The sequence below is a fragment of the Rhizobium sp. A22-96 genome, assembly GCF_053521805.1.
In genome coordinates, this window is record NZ_JBNWDQ010000002.1 from 650,474 (window position 1) to 669,494 (window position 19,021).

The window sequence follows — 19,021 nt, forward strand, 5'->3', positions numbered from 1 at the left end:
GGATAATAACTCCAGAAAGGTGGGAAAACATATGACTCATTTCACCCGAAAATTTATCGCTGCGGCTTTCGTCAGCACCATATTGAGTGTTTCCGCGCATGCCGCGACCCTCAATATCCACAACGGCGGTGACCCAACATCGCTCGACCCGCAAAAAATTTCCGGCGACTGGGAAAACCGTATCGATGGCGATATTTTCGAAGGTCTGGTGACCGAAGATCCCAAGGACAACCCTATTCCGGGTCAGGCCGCAAGCTGGACCATTTCCCCCGACCAGAAGGTCTATACCTTCAAGCTGCGTGACGGCATCAAGTGGTCCGATGGCCAGCCTGTGACCGCGCAGGACTTCGTCTTCGCCTTCCAGCGCCTGATGGATCCGAAGACCGCCGCCCAGTACGCCTACCTGCAATACACGATCCACAACGCGGAAAAGATCAACAAGGGCGAGATCAAGGATCTGACCCAGCTCGGCGTCAAGGCGATCGACGACAAGACGCTGGAAATCACGCTCGAAAATCCCACCCCCTACTTCCTCAACGCCTTGATGCATTACACGGCCTATCCGCTGCCGAAGCATGTTGTTGAAGCCAAGGGCGACCAATGGGTCAAGATCGGCAATATCGTCACCAACGGCCCGTACAAGCCCACCGAATGGGTGCCTGGTTCGCACGTCAGCATGGTCAAGAGTGACCAGTATTACGACGCCAAGGAAGTGAAGATCGACAACGTCAATTATTACACGCTGGAAGACCAGGCAGCCGCGCTGAAGCGCTACCGTGCCGGCGAATTCGATATCCTGACGTCGTTCCCCGCAGACCAGTTCGAGTGGATCCAGAAGAACCTTCCTGGTCAAGCGCATGTCGTGCCGTTCCTTGGCACCTACTATTACGTCTTGAACTCCACCAAGCCGCCCTTCAACGACAAGCGCGTCCGTCAGGCCCTTTCCATGGCCGTCAATCGCGAAGTCATCGGCCCGAAGATCCTCGGCACCGGTGAACTGCCGTCCTACTCCTGGGTACCGCCAGGCACCGCCAATTACGGCGATCCGGCCTATGTCAGCTGGAAGGACGAGCCCTATAAGCAGAAGGTCGAAGAGGCCAAGAAGCTTCTGAAGGAAGCGGGTTTCGGTCCTGATCATCCGCTGAAGGCGCAGCTACGCTACAACACCAACGACAACCACAAGCGTATCGCCGTTGCGATCGCCGCCATGTGGAAGCCGCTCGGCGTCGATATCGAGCTCTACAACACCGAAACCAAGGTGCATTACGATGAAATGCAGCGCGGTGAGGTGCAGATCGGCCGCGCCGGCTGGCTCGCCGACTACAACGACCCGATCAACTTCCTGAACCTTCTGTCCACCGGCGTCGAAATGAACTACGGCCGCTGGAGCAACAAGGATTACGACGCTCTGATCAAGCAGGGCAATGAAGAGATCGATCTGAAGAAGCGCGCCGAGATCTACAAGAAGGCCGAACAGCTGGCCCTCGACGACAGCGCCGCGATCCCGATCTACTACTACGTGTCGCAGAACATCGTCGCCCCGAAGGTGCAGGGGTTCGTCGATAATATTCAGGACATTCACCGCACTCGCTGGCTGTCCATCAAAGAATAATAGGAAAAGGCCCCGCCAGCTCTTGCTGGGCGGGGCCTCAACGCACCCATGTTCCGTTACGCTCTCCGTCGTCTGCTGTCGACAATCCCCGTCTTGTGGATTGCCGTGACAGTGTGCTTTTTCATTCTGCGCCTCGCTCCCGGCGGCCCATTCGATGGCGAACGGCCATTGCCGCCGGAAGTCAAAGCCAACCTCGCGGCTCACTACAACCTCGACAAGCCCCTGGTTGAGCAATACCTGATCTATGTCGGCGACGTCATGAAGGGCGATCTTGGCCCCTCCTTCGCCAATCAGGATTTCACCGTCACCCAGCAAATCATGTCGGGATTTCCCTACACGCTGACCATCGGCGGTTCCGCCTTCGTGCTCGCCACGATCCTCGGCGTCTTCATAGGCTGTCTTGGGGCGCTGTATCAGAACCGCAGCGCCGACTACTGGCTGGGCGGAGGCCTGCTCATCGGCTTGGTCATGCCAAGCTTCCTGATCGCCCCGATCCTTCAGCTTGTCTTCGGCAACACGCTTGGTTGGTTGCCGGTGGGTGGCTGGGGTGACGGTTCGATCAAGTTCCTGGTTCTGCCCATCATTGTCCTGACATTGCCGCACGCAGCGCGTATCTCCCGCCTGATGCGCGGCTCGATGATCGAGGTTCTCGGCCAGAACTTCATTCGCACGGCCAAGGCAAAGGGGATCGGCCCGCGGCTGACCATCATGCGCCACGCGTTGAAACCGGCCATGATGCCAGTCGTCTCCTATCTCGGTCCGGCCGCCAGCTACCTCCTCACCGGTTCGCTGGTCGTGGAGAGCATCTTCGGTCTCCCCGGCGTCGGCCGCTACTTCGTCGGAGCGGCGCTTAATCGCGATTACGGCATGGTTCTCGGCACGGTCATTTTCTACATGGTCCTGATCGTGGTCCTCAACCTGCTGGTCGACATCGCCTATGCCTGGCTCGACCCGAAAGTGAGAATGCGATGATCCTCAATTCCGCCAAGAGAGAATTGCTGGAAGCGGAATTGCTTTCAGCAGAAGGGCTTGCACCCAAGGGGCGCTCCCTCACCGGCGATGCGATGCGTCGCCTGCTGCGCAACAAGGCGGCGGCACTGTCGCTGATCGTGCTGGCCGTGCTGGTTCTGGTCGCCATATTCGGCCCGTATTTCCTGCCCTTCAACTATGAGGATCCGGACTGGAACTCCTTCCGAGGCGCCCCGGACTTCGCAGTCGGTCACTATTTCGGCACCGATGGCAACGGCCGCGACCTGCTGTCGCGTACGCTCTACGGCACCCGCGTTTCGTTGACAGTCGCCCTGGTGGCGACGCTCGTCTCAGTCGTCATCGGCGTGCTCTATGGCGCCGTCGCCGGCTATTTCGGCGGCCGAGTCGACGCCATCATGATGCGCTTCGTCGATATCATGTACGCGCTCCCCTACGTCCTCTTCGTCATCCTGCTGATGGTCATTTTCGGCCGCAACGTCTATCTGCTGTTCGCAGCGATCGGTGCGCTCGAATGGTTGACCATGGCCCGCATCGTGCGCGGCCAGACATTGTCCATCAAGCAGCGGGAATTCATCGAAGCGGCCCGCGCCTCGGGCCAGCGATCGTTCAAGATCATCCTCAAGCACATCGTGCCCAACCTCGTCGGACCGGTCGTCATCTATGCGACGCTGACCATCCCCGAGATCATCGCCACGGAAAGCTTCCTCTCCTATCTCGGCTTCGGCGTTCAGGAGCCTCTGACCTCTCTCGGCACATTGATCGCCGAGGGCTCGGCAGGCATGGAAACGACCCCCTGGCTGCTGTTCTTCCCCGCTGGTTTCCTGATCGCGCTGCTGATGAGCCTGCTCTTCATCGGTGACGGTCTTCGCGACGCTTTCGACCCGAAGGATCGCTGACATGACAGACACGCTTCTCGAACTCAAAGACTACTCCATCACCTTCCGCACGCCGGAAGGCGAAGTTGCCGCAGTCTCCAAGCTGAACCTGAAGATCGGCCGTGGCGAGCGCGTCGCCGTCGTCGGCGAATCCGGTTCCGGCAAGAGCCAGACTTTCCTCGGCCTGATGGGCCTGCTCGCGAAGAACGGCCGCACCAGCGGCCAGGCACTGCTCGATGGCAAGGACATCCTGCAGCTAAAGCCGCGCGAACTGGATCATGTCCGCGGCAAGGACATGGCGATGGTCTTCCAGGACCCGATGACGGCCCTTAACCCGTCATTGCGCATATCCAGACAGCTGACGGAACAGCTGGAAGTCCACGGCGGCTTATCGGCACGCGCGGCTTCAACCGCGGCGCTCGACATGCTGAAACGCGTCGGCATTCCCGACCCGAGCCGCCGCTTCAACCTTTATCCGCACGAGCTTTCGGGCGGCATGCGCCAGCGAATCGTCATTGCCATGGCGCTGCTCACCAAGCCGAAACTCCTGATCGCTGACGAACCGACGACCGCGCTCGACGTCACCATCCAGGCGCAGATTCTCGATCTTTTCAATGAGTTGACGGCAGAAATGCACACCGCTCTTGTGATGATCACTCACGATCTTGGCGTCGTCGCAGGCCTGGCAGATCGCGTCGCCGTCATGTATGCGGGACGCATCGTCGAGGAAGCACCGGTCGATGAGCTGTTCGAAGACCCGGCGCATCCCTATACGGCAGCGCTGCATGCCTCGATCCCCCGCCCCGACCAGGATGTCGACGATCTCGCCGTCATTCCCGGCCGGCCGCCGAACCTGATGCACCTGCCACGCGGCTGTGCCTTCTCGCCGCGCTGTGCCCATGTGGAGGACGACTGTCTCGACGCGGCGCCACCGCTCGACCGGCTGGCGCCACAGCGTTGCGCGGCCTGCTTCCATCCCCTTTCGGCTAATCAGGAACGGAGCCTCGTCCATGGCTGAGCAAACGCTTCTGAAGGTCGAGCATCTCACAACCGAGTTCGAGCTTCCGTCGAAATCCTTCTTCAAGCCGCCCATGATCCTGACCGCGGTCAACGATGTCAGCTTCGAGCTGAAAACCGGGCGCACGCTTGGTATCGTGGGTGAATCCGGTTGCGGCAAGTCGACGCTCGGCCGCTCCATCCTGCGGCTGATCCAGGCGCAAAAGGGCCGCATCATGTGGCAAGGCGGCAATCTTCTCGATCTCACCGACGAGGAGATGCGTGCGGCCCGCCGCGACATGCAGATCATCTTCCAGGACCCGATCGCCTCGCTCGATCCGCGCATGACCGTCGGCGATATCATCGCCGAGCCGCTTACCGTGTTCGAGCCGAAATTGACCAGGGCCCAGCGTCAGGATCGCGTCCGCGAGATCATGGCGGCAGTCGGTCTCGTCCCCGAGATGATCAATCGCTACCCGCACGAATTCTCGGGCGGCCAGGCGCAGCGCATCGGCATTGCCCGCGCCGTCATCACCCGGCCGAAGCTCATCATCTGCGACGAGCCGGTTTCGGCGCTCGACGTTTCGATCCAGGGGCAGGTCATTACCCTCCTGCGCCGTCTGCGCAAGGAGTTCGGCCTGACACTGATCTTCATCAGCCACGACCTTTCCGTCGTGCGCCTGATCTCGGACGACGTGCTGGTGCTCTATCTCGGCAAGGTTGTGGAAGCCGGCGACGCCTCGACGGTCTTCGACCATCCGGCCCACCCCTATACGCAGGCCTTGTTCTCCGCTGCGCCCATTCCCGACCCGAAGCTGGCGCGTGGCCGTGAGCGCATTCGCCTGCAGGGCGACCCGCCCTCGCCGCTCAATCCGCCGCCCGGCTGCGTCTTCTCGCCGCGCTGTTGGAAGGCGACGGATATCTGCCGCACGAAGATGCCGCCGACCGAGCAGGTGCGCCCCGGCCAGACGGCCGCCTGCTACCATATGGACAGACCCTAGCACGTCAAAAGTGGGCGGCACCCGCTGCCGCCCACCTTGCCCAAGCTGCCGCTTACGCGTATGCAGCAGCAAGACAAAGTGCAGGAGGAAGACTTGGGCGGGCGTTTTCTATCGATCGGCGAATGCATGGTGGAGCTGTCGCAGGCCGATGACGGCCATTTGCGCAAAGGCTTTGCCGGCGACACGTTCAACACGGCCTGGTATGCCCGCGCCTGCCTGCCAGCCGACTGGTCGATCGATTATTTCACCGCCCTCGGCGATGACGGAATGTCGGACGAAATGGTGGCTTTCATGAGCGCCGCCGGCATCGGCACCGCGCAGATCCGCCGCCTTCGCGGCAAGACACCCGGCCTCTACATGATCAACCTGAAGGACGGCGAACGGACCTTCAGCTATTGGCGTGATAGTTCCGCGGCCCGCCAGCTCGCCGCAGACGGCGATGCGTTGCGCACGGCAATCGAAGCCTCCGACGTCCTCTATTTTTCAGGCATTACGCTGGCGGTCCTGCCACGCGAGGATGCCTACACACTGCTGGCCGAGCTCCGTCGCGCTAAGGCCGTCGGCAAGATCGTCGCCTTCGATCCCAATCTGCGCCCACGCCTCTGGTCCAGCCTGGACGCCATGCATACGTTGATCTCCGATGGCGCACGCGCTTCGACACTCGTGATGCCAAGCTTCGACGATGAAGCCGCCCATTTCGGCGACGATTCGATTAGCGGCACCATCCGCCGGTATCGCCAGTACGGAGCCAATATGGTCATCGTCAAGAACGGTGCCGACGGAGCGACCATCGGAATCGGCACCGAAGAGACGCTTGTTCCCGCAGTCAAGGTCGCCAAGCTGGTCGACACGACAAGCGCCGGCGACAGCTTCAATGGTGCGTTTCTTGCTCATTACCTGCAGCATGACGATCCGCTGGCCGCTGCCGGTTTCGCTGCCGAAATCGCCGCGAAAGTCATTCAGGAACACGGCGCCCTCGTCTCCCCCAAGAAGCTGAAAGTCGCCTGATCGGGGCTGTAATATTTCCATCATGGACACCCCCCACAATAGAGTGGGCGCGGGAATCATGTTTGAAGCACCGCAATCGCTTGCACCGCCATCATGAGGATGCGGTGCGGATGGGTAGTTTTGGGCATGTTGCAACGCTTGTCAGACATCGATCACGATACATGGGCCCAGGCAGCAACGCCTGTCGCCGTGCCGGAACGACTGCTCATTGTCAGCGATGCCTGGCATCCGCAGGTGAACGGCGTGGTCCGTTCGATCGAGAACACCAATCGCGAACTGGTCCGCATGGGCGTCGAAGTGTCGATGATCACGCCGGACGGTTTCCGCAACATCCCCTGCCCGACCTATCCTGAGATCCGGCTTTCGATCGCCAGCTATCGCAAGATAGCCAGCAGGATCGAAGCACTCAGGCCGACCTATGTTCACATCGCCACCGAAGGCCCCCTCGGCCTCACGGCACGGCGCTGGTGCCTGCGAAACGGCATGCCCTTTTCAACGAGCTACCACACGCGGTTTCCGGAATATGTTTCGGCGCGCCTGCCGATACCGGAGAGCTGGCTCTACGCCTTCGTCAAATGGTTTCACAATGCCGGTTATGGCTGCATGGTGGCAACGCCAAGCCTCGCCGCCGAACTCAAGCAGCGCGGTATCCACAATCTGTTGCCCTGGAGCCGAGGCATCGATTCGACGCTTTTCCGGCCGCAACCGCTGGAGGATAATCCCTTCGGCCTGCCGCGCCCGATCTTCATGACTGTCGGCCGCGTCGCTCTCGAAAAGAACCTGCCGGCTTTCCTCGATCTCGACCTGCCGGGATCGAAGGTCGTGGTTGGCGATGGCCCCGCACGCGCCGAATTGCAGAAGCTCTATCCGAACGTGCATTTTCCCGGTGCAATGTTTGGCGAAGAATTGGCGCACGCCTATTCCCAGGCCGACGTCTTCGTCTTCCCGTCGAAGACCGATACTTTCGGCAATGCCATCCTGGAAGCACTGGCAAGCGGCGTTCCAGTCGCCGCCTATCCCGTCACCGGGCCGGCCGACATTCTCGCCAGCAATGAACCGGCTGGTGTCGTGGATGTCGATCTGGCCAAGGCCTGCCTTGCCGCCCTTTCTTGCTCCCGCGACGCGGCCCGCACAGTTGCCCTCAACTACTCCTGGGAAGCCGCCACCACCCAATTCATCGGCAACGTCCGCATTGCCAATCATCGTGGCCGGATGCTGACGCACAACCATTGAGCTCACGGCATGACCGGGCTCGAGGTTGAATTCCCGATACACATCTCCAGATAACTGATTGCAAGGCGTGCATGCATGACAGGCGCTTTCATCACGTCTGAGCCCGCCCCTGTGAGGCGTTTTCCGAAAAACACAACAAAACCGTGACAGCCATATACGTTTTGGTGTACGATTGTTTATCGCACGATTTAGATGCTATTCCCTAGGGAGTATTGGACATGGCGCACGACCCGTTGAAACTGGACACCTTCATCTGCTTCGCCCTCTATTCGGCGAACCACGCGATGAACCGGCTGTACAAACCCATGCTCGACGCGCTGAACCTCACCTATCCGCAATATCTCGTCATGGTGACGTTGTGGGAGCAGGATGGCCAGACCGTCGGCGGCATCGGTGAAAAGCTGTTCCTGGAATCGAGCACGCTGACACCTCTACTGAAGCGCCTCGAGGCGGCCGGCTACATCCAGCGTATCCGCAGCAAGGAAGACGAGCGCCAGGTACTGATCCACCTGACCGCCGAAGGTGTGGCGCTGAAGAAAAAGGCGGCGGAAATCCCGCCCTGCATTCTCGATGCCTCGGACAAGACGATCGACGAGCTGACGCGCCTGAAGGCCGAGATCATCACATTGCGCGAGGCGCTCAGCAAGAACGCAGCCTGACCGGATATATGCTCTGCGACTACCCCGGCGAGTGAAGCGGTTAGGACCGCTTTCTCTTGCTTTCGTAGGGATTGCTCTTCTTGTTTTCGAAGGGATTTTCCGACGTACGGAAATGGATGCGGATCGGCACGCCAGGCATGGCGAAATCCGCACGCAGGCCGTTGATCAGATAGCGCACATAGGATTCCGGCAGCGCGTCGGAACGCGTGCACGAAATCATGAAGGCCGGTGGGCGGGCCTTTACCTGCGTCATATACTTCAACTTGATGCGACGCCCGGAAACTGCGGGTGGCGGATGCTGAACCTGCTGCGTTTCCAGCCAGCGATTGAGCTTGGCGGTGGCAATGCGCTTGTTCCAGACCTTGTCGGTATCGACGATCGCCTGCATCAGCCGATCCAACCCCTCGCCGGTCTGGCCGGCAATCGGGATGGCGCGGATGCCGCGGGCCTGCGGCAGCAGCCGGTCAGTCTTTTCACGCAGATCGGCAAGCACGGCCTGACGATCCTCGATCATGTCCCACTTGTTGAAGGCGAGAACTGCGGCGCGGCCTTCGCGGAGCACGAGATCAACGATCTGAAGATCCTGCTTCTCGAAAGGGATGGTCGCGTCGAAGACGATGACGACGATCTCGGCGAAGCGGATGGCGCGCAGCGCATCAGCGACGGAAAGCTTTTCCAGCTTCTCTGTCACGCGAGCCTTGCGACGCATGCCGGCGGTGTCGAACATCTTTATGGTGCGGCCGCGCCAGCTCCAATCGACGGAGATGGAATCACGGGTAATCCCGGCTTCCGGGCCGGTCAGCAGCCGGTCCTCGCCGAGGAAGCGATTGATCAGCGTCGATTTGCCGGCATTCGGGCGGCCGACGATGGCGACGCGCAGCGGCTTCGTCTCGTCATAGACCGGCTCTTCGTCGATCTCCTCACCATCCTCGTCGGCGGCAGAGCGCGGAATGCTGACATTCGTTTCAGCTTCGTCGTTCGCCTCAGGAAAGGCGCGCTCATGGCCGATCGCCTCGACGATCGCGTCGCGCAAATCCATCATGCCCTGGCCATGCTCGGCTGAAATCGGGCAAGGCTCGCCAAGGCCAAGCGTATAGGCATCATAGAAGCCGCTGTCGGAACCGCGCGCTTCGGATTTGTTGGCCACGAGCACGACAGGCCGGCCGCGCTTGCGCAGCATTTCGCCCAGCGTCTTGTCGACATGGGTCAGGCCCATCTTGGCATCGACGACGAACAGCGTCAGATCCGCTTCGTCGATCGCTGCTTCGGTCTGGGCGCGCATGCGGCCTTCGAGCGTTTCCTCGTCAGCCTCTTCAAGGCCAGCGGTATCGACGATACGGAAACGCAGATCGATCAGCTTGGCGTCACCGGGGCGACGGTCACGCGTGACGCCCGGCGTATCATCGACAAGCGCCAGCTTCTTGCCAACCAGACGGTTGAACAAGGTGGACTTGCCGACATTCGGGCGACCAACGATCGCGACCGTGAAACTCATTTAAGGATCCGTCCTTCAGCCCTTTGCGACCGGAGCCTTGCCGGTAGCCGTGATAAGATCGAGCAGCATCTGCGCCCGATTGGCGACGTTGCGTGGGCTCTGCGGATCGTCGACGATCGCCTGGAACCACTGCCGCGCTTTGGCGAAATCGCCGGCCTTGTAAGCGGCAAGACCGAGAACGTCGCGCGCGGAATGCCGGAAGGTGTCTGCCGGTACCGCCAATTCCTGCGCTTCGGCCGCAACCTGATCATAAGTACCGGTGTCGACGAGCAGATAGGCGGCACGCAGGCGTGCAGCATCGCGGACAACCAGAGGAATATCCGTCTGCTTGCCGATAGCCAAGAAAGCGGCAATCGCAGCGGCCTTGTCGCCCTTCTGCGCTTGCAGCGTGGCGGCGCGAAGGCGCGCGAGCAACGGATAGGAGCCAGGGCCGTCCTTTTCCATGGCTGACAGCGCGGCAAGCGCCTCGTCCGTCTTGTTCTGGTCGGCCAATGTAAGGGCTGCCAGAAACTGGTCGCCACCGCTGCCGGCCTGATTGCCCGCCCAATAACGATAGCCGCTATAGGCCGCAGTCGCGAGAACGATGAGCACGGCTCCCCCAATGATGAGCTTGCCAAAACGGCGCCATACGAACCGCAACTGGTCCGAACGCAGTTCCTCGTTCACCTCACGGATGAAGCTGTCGTCATTGAATGCCATTCTCGTCTCCGGCTCAGGCCAAGTTATTCCAAAGAGCTTAGGGGTTAGTGGGGCCTTCTACTCCATTTTACGGCTGATGTAAGGGGGAATGGCAGAAATCGTCACATAACCAGCGGTGAAACCCCGATAATCCACGCATGAAGCTTCCAAATGATCAGCGCCCAGGCAACGACGCCGATGATGATCGCATAGAGATCGTACTTCGCCGAGACGAAGGGACGCAGCGTGATCTCGCCGGCACGCTCGCGCCGCTTCAGCGAAATGCGCAGGATGACACCCCAGGCGAGGAAGGCGGCAAAAAGCAGGATGGCAGCGCCGTCACCATTGGACAGCAGATGCGCCAGCGCCCAGATCTTCACCGAAAGCACCATCGGATGCTTCGTCCTGACTGCGATATGCCCCGCCGGCAGCAGCGAGGCGACAAGACAGATCATCGCAAACAGCATCAGCAGGATAGTGATATGGCTCATCCAGAACGGCGGCGACCAGATGGGCGTCATGTCGCGGGCCTGACCGAACCCGTAGATCAGGAGGATCAGGGTCAGGATGCTCACGATCGAGTAGGCAGCCTTCCAGCCGGATGCGCCGAGGCTGGAGATCAGGGAGGCCCGCAGACCCGGAGCGACGACGCGAATGAGGTGGAGGCCGAGAAAAAGAACAATGCCGAGAACGAGCAAAGCCATGAATGAAACCCCTTCTATTTTGTGAGCATATCCTTATCGGCTGCCGCAAAAAATTGCCAGCATCACCGCAGCTTCGCCGCATTTGCGCGAAAGGAAGGAAGCTACCCCGGAGCATGCCGCCTGAAATCGCCAGATGATCTTTGGCAAACCATGCTCGATCCAGCAATGTCGGTGCCCATGTTACGCTCAATGTCCTGCCTCTCCCTTGCGCTTTCCCTTGCCCTGCCCGCCGCAGCCCAGGCCGATGGAAAGCCCAAGCAGCTCGTGATGATTTCCTTCGACGGCGCGCATGATGTTGCGCTCTGGACCAAGAGCCGCGAGATCGCTTCGCGCAATGGCGCGCATTTCACCTATTTTCTCTCCTGCACCTTCCTGATGAACAAGGCGCAAGCCAAGGCCTATCAGGGGCCGAAGCAACGCGTCGGTAAGTCGAATGTCGGCTTTGCCAAGAGCGAGGACGATGTGCGCACCCGCATCGCCAACATCTGGGGCGCGCATCTGGAAGGCCATGATATTTCCAGCCATGCGTGCGGCCACTTCGATGGCAAGGGCTGGAGTGCTGCCGACTGGAAGCAAGAGTTCATGAACGCCCGCGTCGCGCTTCGCGATGCCTGGAAGAATGTCGGCGTCGCTGACAAGGAACCGCAGGGCTGGGAAGAGTTCGCCACCAACGACGTTAGAGGATTTCGCGCGCCCTATCTCTCCACCAGCGATGGCCTGGTGCCGGCGGAGAAGGAGATGGGCTTTCAGTATGACGCAAGCCTCGTCACGAAAGGCCCTGCGCTGCCGCAGTTGGTCAACGGCATCTATCGCTTCGGTCTGCCGCTGATCCCGGAAGGGCCGGAACATCGGCTGGTGATCGGCATGGACTACAATCTCTATGTCCGCCATTCCAAGGGCGTCGAGGACAAGGCCAATGCCAAGACCTATGAAGAGCGCACTTTCGATGCCTTCGAAGCAGCCTTCAACAAACAGTATGACGGCGAGCGCATTCCTCTGCAGCTCGGGTTCCATTTCGTCGAGATGAATGACGGCGCCTATTGGCGCGCCCTCGACCGCTTCGTCAGCGATGTCTGCCACAAGCAGGATGTCGCCTGCGTCAGCTATTCCGAAGCCATTCCGCTGATTGCCGCAAGAGGCAAGCCGCAACAGGGGTGAGAAGTGGCCGGGCGAAACCCGAGCAATCGATCCGGCGCGTCTACCGCAGCGACGGACACCATGAGAAAGCGAAGGGCCGATGTGCCGCCAACGAAGGTCTCTTGGCACCTCTACCAACCCAACAGACTGTTGCTCTTCTGCCATTGGCATCATTGAAAAAGGCCCCGTTTCCGGGGCCTTTTTCGTCAACCGTCAGTGTGTATAACGCCCGCTTCGCGATCCAGATAATGCTGATCAATCGATGGCAGCGGCTCGTCACCGATCGCAGCTTCAAATGTTTTCAGGCGCTTATGAATCGACAGTAGCTCAATAATCGTCGTCCAGGAGTTGACGAGATACTGGAAGGAATTGCTGACCTGACCGAAGGCGGTCGAAATCTGCTGGAATATACCATAGGTGATAACACCGGCAACGATAGTCGGAACCAGCATGAAGGTTACGAACAGGACGTCAGCTTGTAGGTAGAAATAGCGAGCAACGTTGAAATAGAGATAGTGGAAGTAGATGCGGAAATAGTTCCGCCGAACGTTCGCAAAAAGCTCGTTTACGGTTGCTGGCTGCGCTCGATCCTCATGATCTTCACCATAAACAAGCTCCTTACGATACGCAGCTTCGACGCGCTGGTTCTTGAAGTTCAAGCCGGGCAGCTTGATACCGGCAACCGCCAGTAACACGGTACCGAAGATAGACCAGAAGAGCGCCAGCCAGAAGAGCGAATGGGGAATCTTGCCGATGATCGGCAATTCGGTGACATAGGTCGAAAGCGCAAGCAATATCGGCAGGAATACAATCAGCGTCATCACTGAGTTTATGAGGCTGATGCCCAAACCCTCAAGCACAGTCGAAAACCGCATCGTGTCTTCTTGCACGCGCTGGGACGCTCCTTCGATATGACGCAGCTTCTCCCATTTCGACATGTAGAAATTGTTCATCGCCGTACGCCACCGGAAAATATAGTGGCTGGTGAAGAAATCCGTCAGGATCGAGACAAAGATGCTGAGAAAGACGATCTGAACGAAGGTCAGCATCAGGCCATAGAAATCTCCGACCGTCACGTTCGCCTGCTTCGCCAAAGCGTTCTGTAGCGTGTCACCAAATGGCCGGCGCCAATTGTTGATTACCACCGATATCTGCACACCGAAAAAAGTGACGAAAATGATGAAGGCGGAGCCCCAGATCGACCAGAGCTTCCATGGATTGTCCCACGCACGGATGTGCCAAGTCCCGCAGAAGAGGGCAATGCACAGCAGGAAGAACGCATAAAACCAGAGATTCCCCCACAGAAGAAAATAGCTCAGATCATATGGCTGCTGCCCTTCCGGCGGCATGATGAAACCCAGATGCGTTCCCAGATCGGAGACGGCGATATACCAGGCTGCAATGCAGAGCAGCGCCCAGACTACCATTGAGGTGAAAAACAATTTCGGCTGAGGGAAGAAGGAGTGAAACACGAGAAGTAAGCTTTCTTGATCGGGTTCGAACGACCGCAATGACGTCGATTTGGGGCGAGCCTAGGGCAGTTCGCAAAGTGCGGCAACCGGCAGTGCCGCATTCTTACATAGATGTAATCGCTTATCCCTTGATCGTGATGCGATTGTTCAGCTGAGCGTTCCACCTCGGCCAGGCATTTAACTCTCTCCCAAGCCCTCCACCGCCGGCTCAATCAAAAAAACATCGCCGCATCTTGTCAGAGATTATCTTACGATATATATCTTACGACATGACTAACGATACAAACCCTCACACTTCACAAGGAGAAACGATATGAGAGGTTTTAGAGACCGCATCTGCGGCGATGGCTTTGACATGGTCGAGGCATATATCCTACGACATGGTCGAGGCCGTGAATCGCGCGGTGAGCATAGGAGAGACTTCATGAGAGGCTTCAAGGGCGGCATGTTCGGCGGCGGTTTTCGCACCGGGCGCAAGTTCGACGCAGCCGATCTGCAGCTCATCATCCTTGCCCTGCTCGCAGAGCAGCCGCGCCATGGCTATGAGCTGATCAAGACTTTCGAAGAGCGCTCCGGCGGCTTCTACGTGCCGAGCCCGGGCGTCATCTACCCAGCCCTCACCTATCTCGAAGAAACCGGCCAGGCCGAAGTCGAGGCGAGCGGCACAAAGAAGCTCTACCGCATCACGGAAAGCGGCCGGAAGCGCGTCGACGATAACAGCGAACTGGTGGAAGCGACCTTCACCAAGCTTGCCGCCATCGGCGAGAAGATGGCTCGCGTCCGCGAGGTCTTCGACGGTCAGGACGAAGACGGCCGCGACAGCCCGTTCGATCGGCATGGCGCCGGCGACGTCCATCGTGCCCGCCACCTGCTGCGCTCTGCGCTGCGGTCGAAATTTCCGTGGGACAAGGCCGAGGGTGCCCGCATCGCGGCAATCCTTGAGCGGGCAGCCGCCGATATCATCCGCGGCGAAACGAAGACCTCGGAAGAGCCGAAGGCCAACGACTGAGCCGGAACGTCACTTGTCCGGCAAGGTCAGGACGACTGGCCCGTTTCGGGTGGTGACGATCGTATGTTCGAACTGAACCGTCGGCGCCTGCGGATCGGCATAAAGCGTCCAGGCATCGTCGCCGCCCTCCGCCCAGGTGCCGCCCAGCGACAGGAACGGCTCAACGGTGAAAACCAGGCCGTCTTCCATGATCCGCGTCTCATCAGGGTCCGCCCAGGTAGAAACCTCGGCGGGCTCTTCGTGCAGCGAACGGCCGATGCCATGGCTGGCGAGATTGGCGATCAAAGTATAGCGGTTCTTTTGCGCGAACGCGCCGACGGCATGGCCGATCCTGGAAAGCGGAGCGCCGCTGCGCACCTGATTAAGGCCCACCCAGAGCGCCCGCTTGCCATCCCGGCAGAGGCGTTCAATCTTCGGCTTGACGGGCGGCACTGCAAAAGACGCGCCTGTATCGGAAAAGAACCCGTCCTTTTCGGCTGAAACATCGAGATTGACCAGATCTCCGGCCTTGATCACACGAGGACCGGGAATGCCGTGGGCAACTTCCTCGTTGACGCTGATGCAGGTCGCGCCGGGAAACTTGTAGACGAGCTCCGGCGCGGACTGCGCGCCGGCATCCTCCAGCACCTTGCGGCCGATGGCATCGAGCTCGAGCGTGGTGATACCAGGTTCAAGGGCTGCCGCCATGGCATGCAAAGCATTGGCGCAGATGCGGCCAATCTCTTTGAGCTTGGTCAGTTCGTCGTCGTTCGAGATGATCATTTGCGGCTTCCGGCAGTCTCGCGCTCTCGTCATTGCCTTGAGAGGTTAAAATCTGGCTTTCGCCTCTTCACTCGGTTCAGTCAATGCCTTTCTGACGGCCGGCGTGACTTTCGCCTTCGTAAGATGGATCAAAGACGTGGATCGTCGACAAGCAGCGCCCATCGCTCATGATCGCACCAGACGCCGCCGATCTTCAGATATTTCGGCGAAAACCCTTCCTTACGAAAGCCGAGCCGCTTCACCAGCGCGATTGAAGGAAGATTTGCTGGCTGGATATTCGCTTCTAGCCGATGCAGGCCAACGGCATCGAAAGCATGCGCCACGGCCAGCCGCAATGCCTCGGTCATGAAGCCCTGCCCGGCAAAGCCAGCCATGCCGTGATAGCCGAGAAAGGCACTGCGAAAGTCGCCCCAGACGATCTGGCTGATATTGATGACACCAATGATACCGCCCGAACCGGCGTCACGAGCGACGAACCCGATATTTGGCCCGGTGATTGTCTGTCCGAACCATGCATCGAAGCCGTCACGATCAAGAAAGGGATGGGCCCAGGGCGCATGATAGGCGCGGCTGGCCATATTGGCGGCGATCAGTTCGTCCGCGTCCGACTGCCTGACTGGTGCGATAATCACTTGCGGCATGGCTCGCTCCACCCTTGTTCGAGGGAGCGAGCCTTAGCAAATCGAATCCGAAATCAAAAGCTTCGCTGGAAGAACGGAATCATTTTCCGAACCGCTTCATACCGAAGATAAAGCCCGCCCCAGGCCATCAATCCGAGATAGACACCGAACAGCACATGCGAGAAAAGCGGGCTGCCGATCCGCAGATGCGTCGCGATCGCCCCGCCAAGAAGGCCAGTGAGCAGGATTGCGCCCAGGACCGAAGTCCTCGGAATGGCATAGAGGATTGCGCAGCCAAGCGTGATCACGCCAAGCAGTCGCGCAAGCGCCGGATCGGCTGAGTAGCCAAGCCCCGCCATCGTCTCCGTGACAACTGCAAGCGGGATGAGCTTGATCACCCCGTCGAAGACGAGGAAGGCAATGAGCAGGCCACTAAGGATCATGCCGACAACGCGTTGCGTGCGCGTGACTGACGGTACAGATGAATCGACTGCATAAGACATTTCAGTATCCCCCGGAATTGAATCAGAAATTCAGATCTTTGCCGCCAATGCGGCAAGCTGGTCGGCACATTGTGCCCATCCTTGATGGAAGCCCATCTTCTCGTGCGCTTCGCGGTCTTCGGCCGTCCAGTGCAGGACGGTTGCGGTGTAACGCGTCTTGCCCTCACCAAGATCGTCAAGCTGGATCGTCACCACCATGAAAGGCTTCGCCGATGGCACCCAGGCGCTGGTGAAGGCATCTGTGAAGACGATCCGTTCGTTCGAAACGACCTCCAGATAGACGCCATTGCCCGGATAGTCCTCGCCTTCGGGGCTGCGCATGGTGATCGAGCTTGAGCCGCCTGCGCGCAGATCGATGCTGGCAGCAGATATCGTCCATGGCAGCGGTGCAAACCACTGCTTCAACAGCTCCGTTTCCGTCCAGCAACGAAAAATCTTCGCGCGCGGCGCGTCGATGATGCGGGTCAGCGAAAGCTCGTGGCGCTGGCTCTTTTCAGTCATATCCTGGTCCTCTCTCTGGTTTGACGCGGCCCGTTCGGCCTATGCCCCAAGGACGTGGGAAGAGATGCCTTCCCGACATCCGGAAAACAAAATTTGTGATTATTTTACAATCGCAATGGCATCCGCATTCAGGCAATCGAGCTGATGCCGGATATGAGCCGCTTCCGCCGGGGAGCGGGCAAGCGCGATGGCCTTGTCGAAGGCAACGCGCGCCTCCTGCGGACGGGCGAGCTGCATCAGCAGGCCGCCTCTCAGCCCATGAAAATAGAAATAGCTGTCGAGCTGCGCTTCAAGAGGTGCGATCAGCGCCAGCGCCTCCTCCGGACCTTTCAGCTTGGAGACCGCGACCGCGCGGTTGAGCGTGACGACTGGAGACGGCGTCAGTCTTTCCAGCACCTGATAGAGCAGCTCGATCTCCGCCCAGTCCGTATCTGCAGCGCGTTTGGCCCGCGAATGCAGCGCGGCAATGGCCGCCTGCACCTGATAGGGGCCGGGCCGGCGATGGCGGATCGCCTTGTCGAGCAGAGCCAGTGCCTCATCGATCGATGTCCGGTCCCAAAGCTTGCGGTCCTGTTCTTCCAGCAGAATGATCTGCCCATCCGCATCGAAGCGCGCCGCCTTGCGCGATTGTTGCAGCAGCATCAGCGCCAGCAGCGCCATGGTTTCCGGCTCGCCGGGGAAGATGCGAAGCAGCAGCCGGCCGAGCCGGATAGCCTCATCCGAAAAGGCGGCCGCCTCGCGATGCATCCCTCCGGCAGAGTAACCCTCATTGTAGATCAGGTAGATCATGGCGCTGACGAGCGCCAGCCGCTCGCTCCGCTCCACGGCGCCCGGCGTTTCGAATGCCACACCGGCGGCGGCCACGCGCGCCTTGGCGCGTGTGATGCGCTGCTCCATCGCGCTGTCGCTCACCAGGAACGCGCGGGCGATCTGTTGCACCGAAAGACCAGACACGATGCGCAGCGCAAGCGCAATCTGCTGGGTCGCGGGCAGATCCGGATGGCAGCAGATGAACAGCAGCCGGAGAATATCGTCACGGTAGCCGGAACCATCGAGCCGTTCGGCAAGGTCGCTCTCGGCATCGCCTGTATCGGAAATCGCCTCCTCGTCCGGCAGGCTCTGCATCCTCGCCTGCTTGCGCGTCGCATCGATACCGCTGTTGCGGCCGACGAAAATCAGCCACGCAATCGGGTCGCGGGGCGGCCCCTTGTCGGGCCAGGTCTTCAAGGCCCTGAGGCAGGCCTCCTGAAAGGCCTCTTCGGCGATGTCGAGATTGCGGAAGTAGCGCAGCAGAGCGCCCAGCACCTGCGGCCGGGCGTTGGTCAGCGCGATGTCGATCCAGGCAATATCCGTCATGTGGCAACCGTCCCTGGCCTGAACACGTAGAGCGGGCGGATCTCGTAGGAGCCGGCACCCGGATTAGCCTCAGCCAATTGTTTTGAGAATTCAATCGCTTCGTCGAGCGTTTCAAAGTCGATGACGTAGAAGCCCAGCAGCTGCTCTTTGGTCTCGGCGAAGGGGCCATCGATGACCAGCGGCTCGTTCTTGCCCTTGCGCAGCGTCGTCGCCGCTGTCGTCGGCATCAAACGTGCCACCGGGCCTAATTTGCCGGCCTCGGCGAGGGGCGTCTGCACGGCGATCAACCGCGCCATCGTCGCATCCTCCTGCTCCTTGGACCAGGCAAACACCGTATCTTCGTCGTTGTAGCATAGGATTGCGTAGAGCATCAGGACCTCCTTCTCTGATAAAGACGAAGGAATAGCATC

Annotated in this window: 20 protein-coding genes; 10 read left to right on the forward strand and 10 right to left on the reverse strand. The window is 59.7% G+C overall.

The window, feature by feature from the left end; translation table 11 throughout:
• The first annotated feature begins 31 nt into the window (after positions 1–31).
• From ACQZ6F_RS09625 to ACQZ6F_RS09660, 8 genes are all read left to right on the forward strand, one after another.
• Positions 32–1,612, forward strand: coding sequence for a peptide ABC transporter substrate-binding protein (locus ACQZ6F_RS09625; protein ID WP_449091969.1), 1,581 nt, complete (start codon positions 32–34; stop codon positions 1,610–1,612).
• Positions 1,613–1,660: 48 nt separating this feature from the next.
• A complete protein-coding gene (locus ACQZ6F_RS09630) occupies positions 1,661–2,584 on the forward strand; it encodes an ABC transporter permease subunit (protein ID WP_077471840.1) in 924 nt (307 codons plus the stop codon).
• On the forward strand, positions 2,581–3,498 hold the full coding sequence (locus tag ACQZ6F_RS09635; RefSeq protein ID WP_068388501.1) for an ABC transporter permease: 918 nt from the start codon (positions 2,581–2,583) through the stop codon (positions 3,496–3,498). The genes ACQZ6F_RS09630 and ACQZ6F_RS09635 overlap by 4 nt, the downstream gene beginning before the upstream one ends.
• 1 nt (position 3,499) lies before the next feature.
• Positions 3,500–4,495 carry an ABC transporter ATP-binding protein gene (locus ACQZ6F_RS09640; RefSeq protein ID WP_077471841.1) on the forward strand — a complete coding sequence of 332 codons (996 nt, stop codon included), beginning with the start codon at positions 3,500–3,502 and terminating at the stop codon, positions 4,493–4,495.
• Complete coding sequence (locus tag ACQZ6F_RS09645; protein ID WP_267549934.1) at positions 4,488–5,474, forward strand: ABC transporter ATP-binding protein; 987 nt, start codon at positions 4,488–4,490, stop codon at positions 5,472–5,474. The genes ACQZ6F_RS09640 and ACQZ6F_RS09645 overlap by 8 nt, the downstream gene beginning before the upstream one ends.
• 93 nt (positions 5,475–5,567) lie before the next feature.
• Positions 5,568–6,482: a sugar kinase gene (locus ACQZ6F_RS09650; RefSeq protein ID WP_449091968.1), complete on the forward strand. Its 915-nt coding sequence runs from the start codon at positions 5,568–5,570 to the stop codon at positions 6,480–6,482.
• 126 nt (positions 6,483–6,608) lie between these two features.
• Positions 6,609–7,715: a glycosyltransferase family 4 protein gene (locus tag ACQZ6F_RS09655; protein WP_449091967.1), complete on the forward strand. Its 1,107-nt coding sequence runs from the start codon at positions 6,609–6,611 to the stop codon at positions 7,713–7,715.
• A 218-nt stretch (positions 7,716–7,933) separates the two neighbouring features.
• Entirely contained in the window at positions 7,934–8,374 is a 441-nt protein-coding gene (locus ACQZ6F_RS09660; protein ID WP_068388516.1) for a MarR family winged helix-turn-helix transcriptional regulator, read from the forward strand.
• Between the two features lie 40 nt (positions 8,375–8,414).
• Here the strand turns inward: ACQZ6F_RS09660 and der are convergent, their stop codons facing one another.
• From der to ACQZ6F_RS09675, 3 genes are all read right to left on the reverse strand, one after another.
• Positions 8,415–9,869: a ribosome biogenesis GTPase Der gene (gene der / locus ACQZ6F_RS09665; protein WP_449091966.1), complete on the reverse strand. Its 1,455-nt coding sequence runs from the start codon at positions 9,867–9,869 to the stop codon at positions 8,415–8,417.
• 15 nt (positions 9,870–9,884) lie between these two features.
• On the reverse strand, positions 9,885–10,568 hold the full coding sequence (locus tag ACQZ6F_RS09670) for a tetratricopeptide repeat protein (RefSeq protein ID WP_449091965.1): 684 nt from the start codon (positions 10,566–10,568) through the stop codon (positions 9,885–9,887).
• 101 nt (positions 10,569–10,669) lie between these two features.
• Entirely contained in the window at positions 10,670–11,251 is a 582-nt protein-coding gene (locus ACQZ6F_RS09675) for an NnrU family protein (RefSeq protein WP_068388525.1), read from the reverse strand.
• A 177-nt stretch (positions 11,252–11,428) separates the two neighbouring features.
• Here ACQZ6F_RS09675 and ACQZ6F_RS09680 point away from each other — a divergent pair, with 177 nt between their 5' ends.
• The gene (locus ACQZ6F_RS09680; RefSeq protein ID WP_449091964.1) at positions 11,429–12,409 is read left to right on the forward strand and encodes a polysaccharide deacetylase; all 981 of its coding nucleotides are present in this window, start codon (positions 11,429–11,431) and stop codon (positions 12,407–12,409) included.
• A gap of 185 nt (positions 12,410–12,594) precedes the next feature.
• On the opposite strand, the gene sbmA is transcribed toward ACQZ6F_RS09680, so the two are convergent.
• Complete coding sequence (sbmA, locus tag ACQZ6F_RS09685; protein ID WP_077471847.1) at positions 12,595–13,860, reverse strand: peptide antibiotic transporter SbmA; 1,266 nt, start codon at positions 13,858–13,860, stop codon at positions 12,595–12,597.
• 424 nt (positions 13,861–14,284) lie between these two features.
• Here sbmA and ACQZ6F_RS09690 point away from each other — a divergent pair, with 424 nt between their 5' ends.
• Positions 14,285–14,869: a PadR family transcriptional regulator gene (locus ACQZ6F_RS09690; protein ID WP_449091963.1), complete on the forward strand. Its 585-nt coding sequence runs from the start codon at positions 14,285–14,287 to the stop codon at positions 14,867–14,869.
• 9 nt (positions 14,870–14,878) lie between these two features.
• Here the strand turns inward: ACQZ6F_RS09690 and map are convergent, their stop codons facing one another.
• The 6 genes from map to ACQZ6F_RS09720 form a co-directional block, all read right to left on the reverse strand.
• Positions 14,879–15,631 (reverse strand): type I methionyl aminopeptidase, encoded by a 753-nt coding sequence (gene map, locus ACQZ6F_RS09695; RefSeq protein WP_077471849.1) that lies wholly within the window; start codon positions 15,629–15,631, stop codon positions 14,879–14,881.
• Positions 15,632–15,759: 128 nt separating this feature from the next.
• Complete coding sequence (locus tag ACQZ6F_RS09700) at positions 15,760–16,272, reverse strand: GNAT family N-acetyltransferase (protein WP_449091962.1); 513 nt, start codon at positions 16,270–16,272, stop codon at positions 15,760–15,762.
• Positions 16,273–16,325: 53 nt separating this feature from the next.
• A complete protein-coding gene (locus tag ACQZ6F_RS09705) occupies positions 16,326–16,754 on the reverse strand; it encodes a DoxX family protein (RefSeq protein WP_449091961.1) in 429 nt (142 codons plus the stop codon).
• Positions 16,755–16,784: 30 nt separating this feature from the next.
• The gene (locus tag ACQZ6F_RS09710; RefSeq protein ID WP_077471852.1) at positions 16,785–17,255 is read right to left on the reverse strand and encodes an SRPBCC family protein; all 471 of its coding nucleotides are present in this window, start codon (positions 17,253–17,255) and stop codon (positions 16,785–16,787) included.
• Positions 17,256–17,354: 99 nt separating this feature from the next.
• A complete protein-coding gene (locus ACQZ6F_RS09715; RefSeq protein ID WP_449091960.1) occupies positions 17,355–18,611 on the reverse strand; it encodes an RNA polymerase sigma factor in 1,257 nt (418 codons plus the stop codon).
• Positions 18,608–18,982, reverse strand: a complete 375-nt coding sequence (locus ACQZ6F_RS09720; RefSeq protein ID WP_077471854.1) for a YciI family protein — start codon at positions 18,980–18,982, stop codon at positions 18,608–18,610. The genes ACQZ6F_RS09715 and ACQZ6F_RS09720 overlap by 4 nt, the downstream gene beginning before the upstream one ends.
• Positions 18,983–19,021 lie beyond the last annotated feature (39 nt).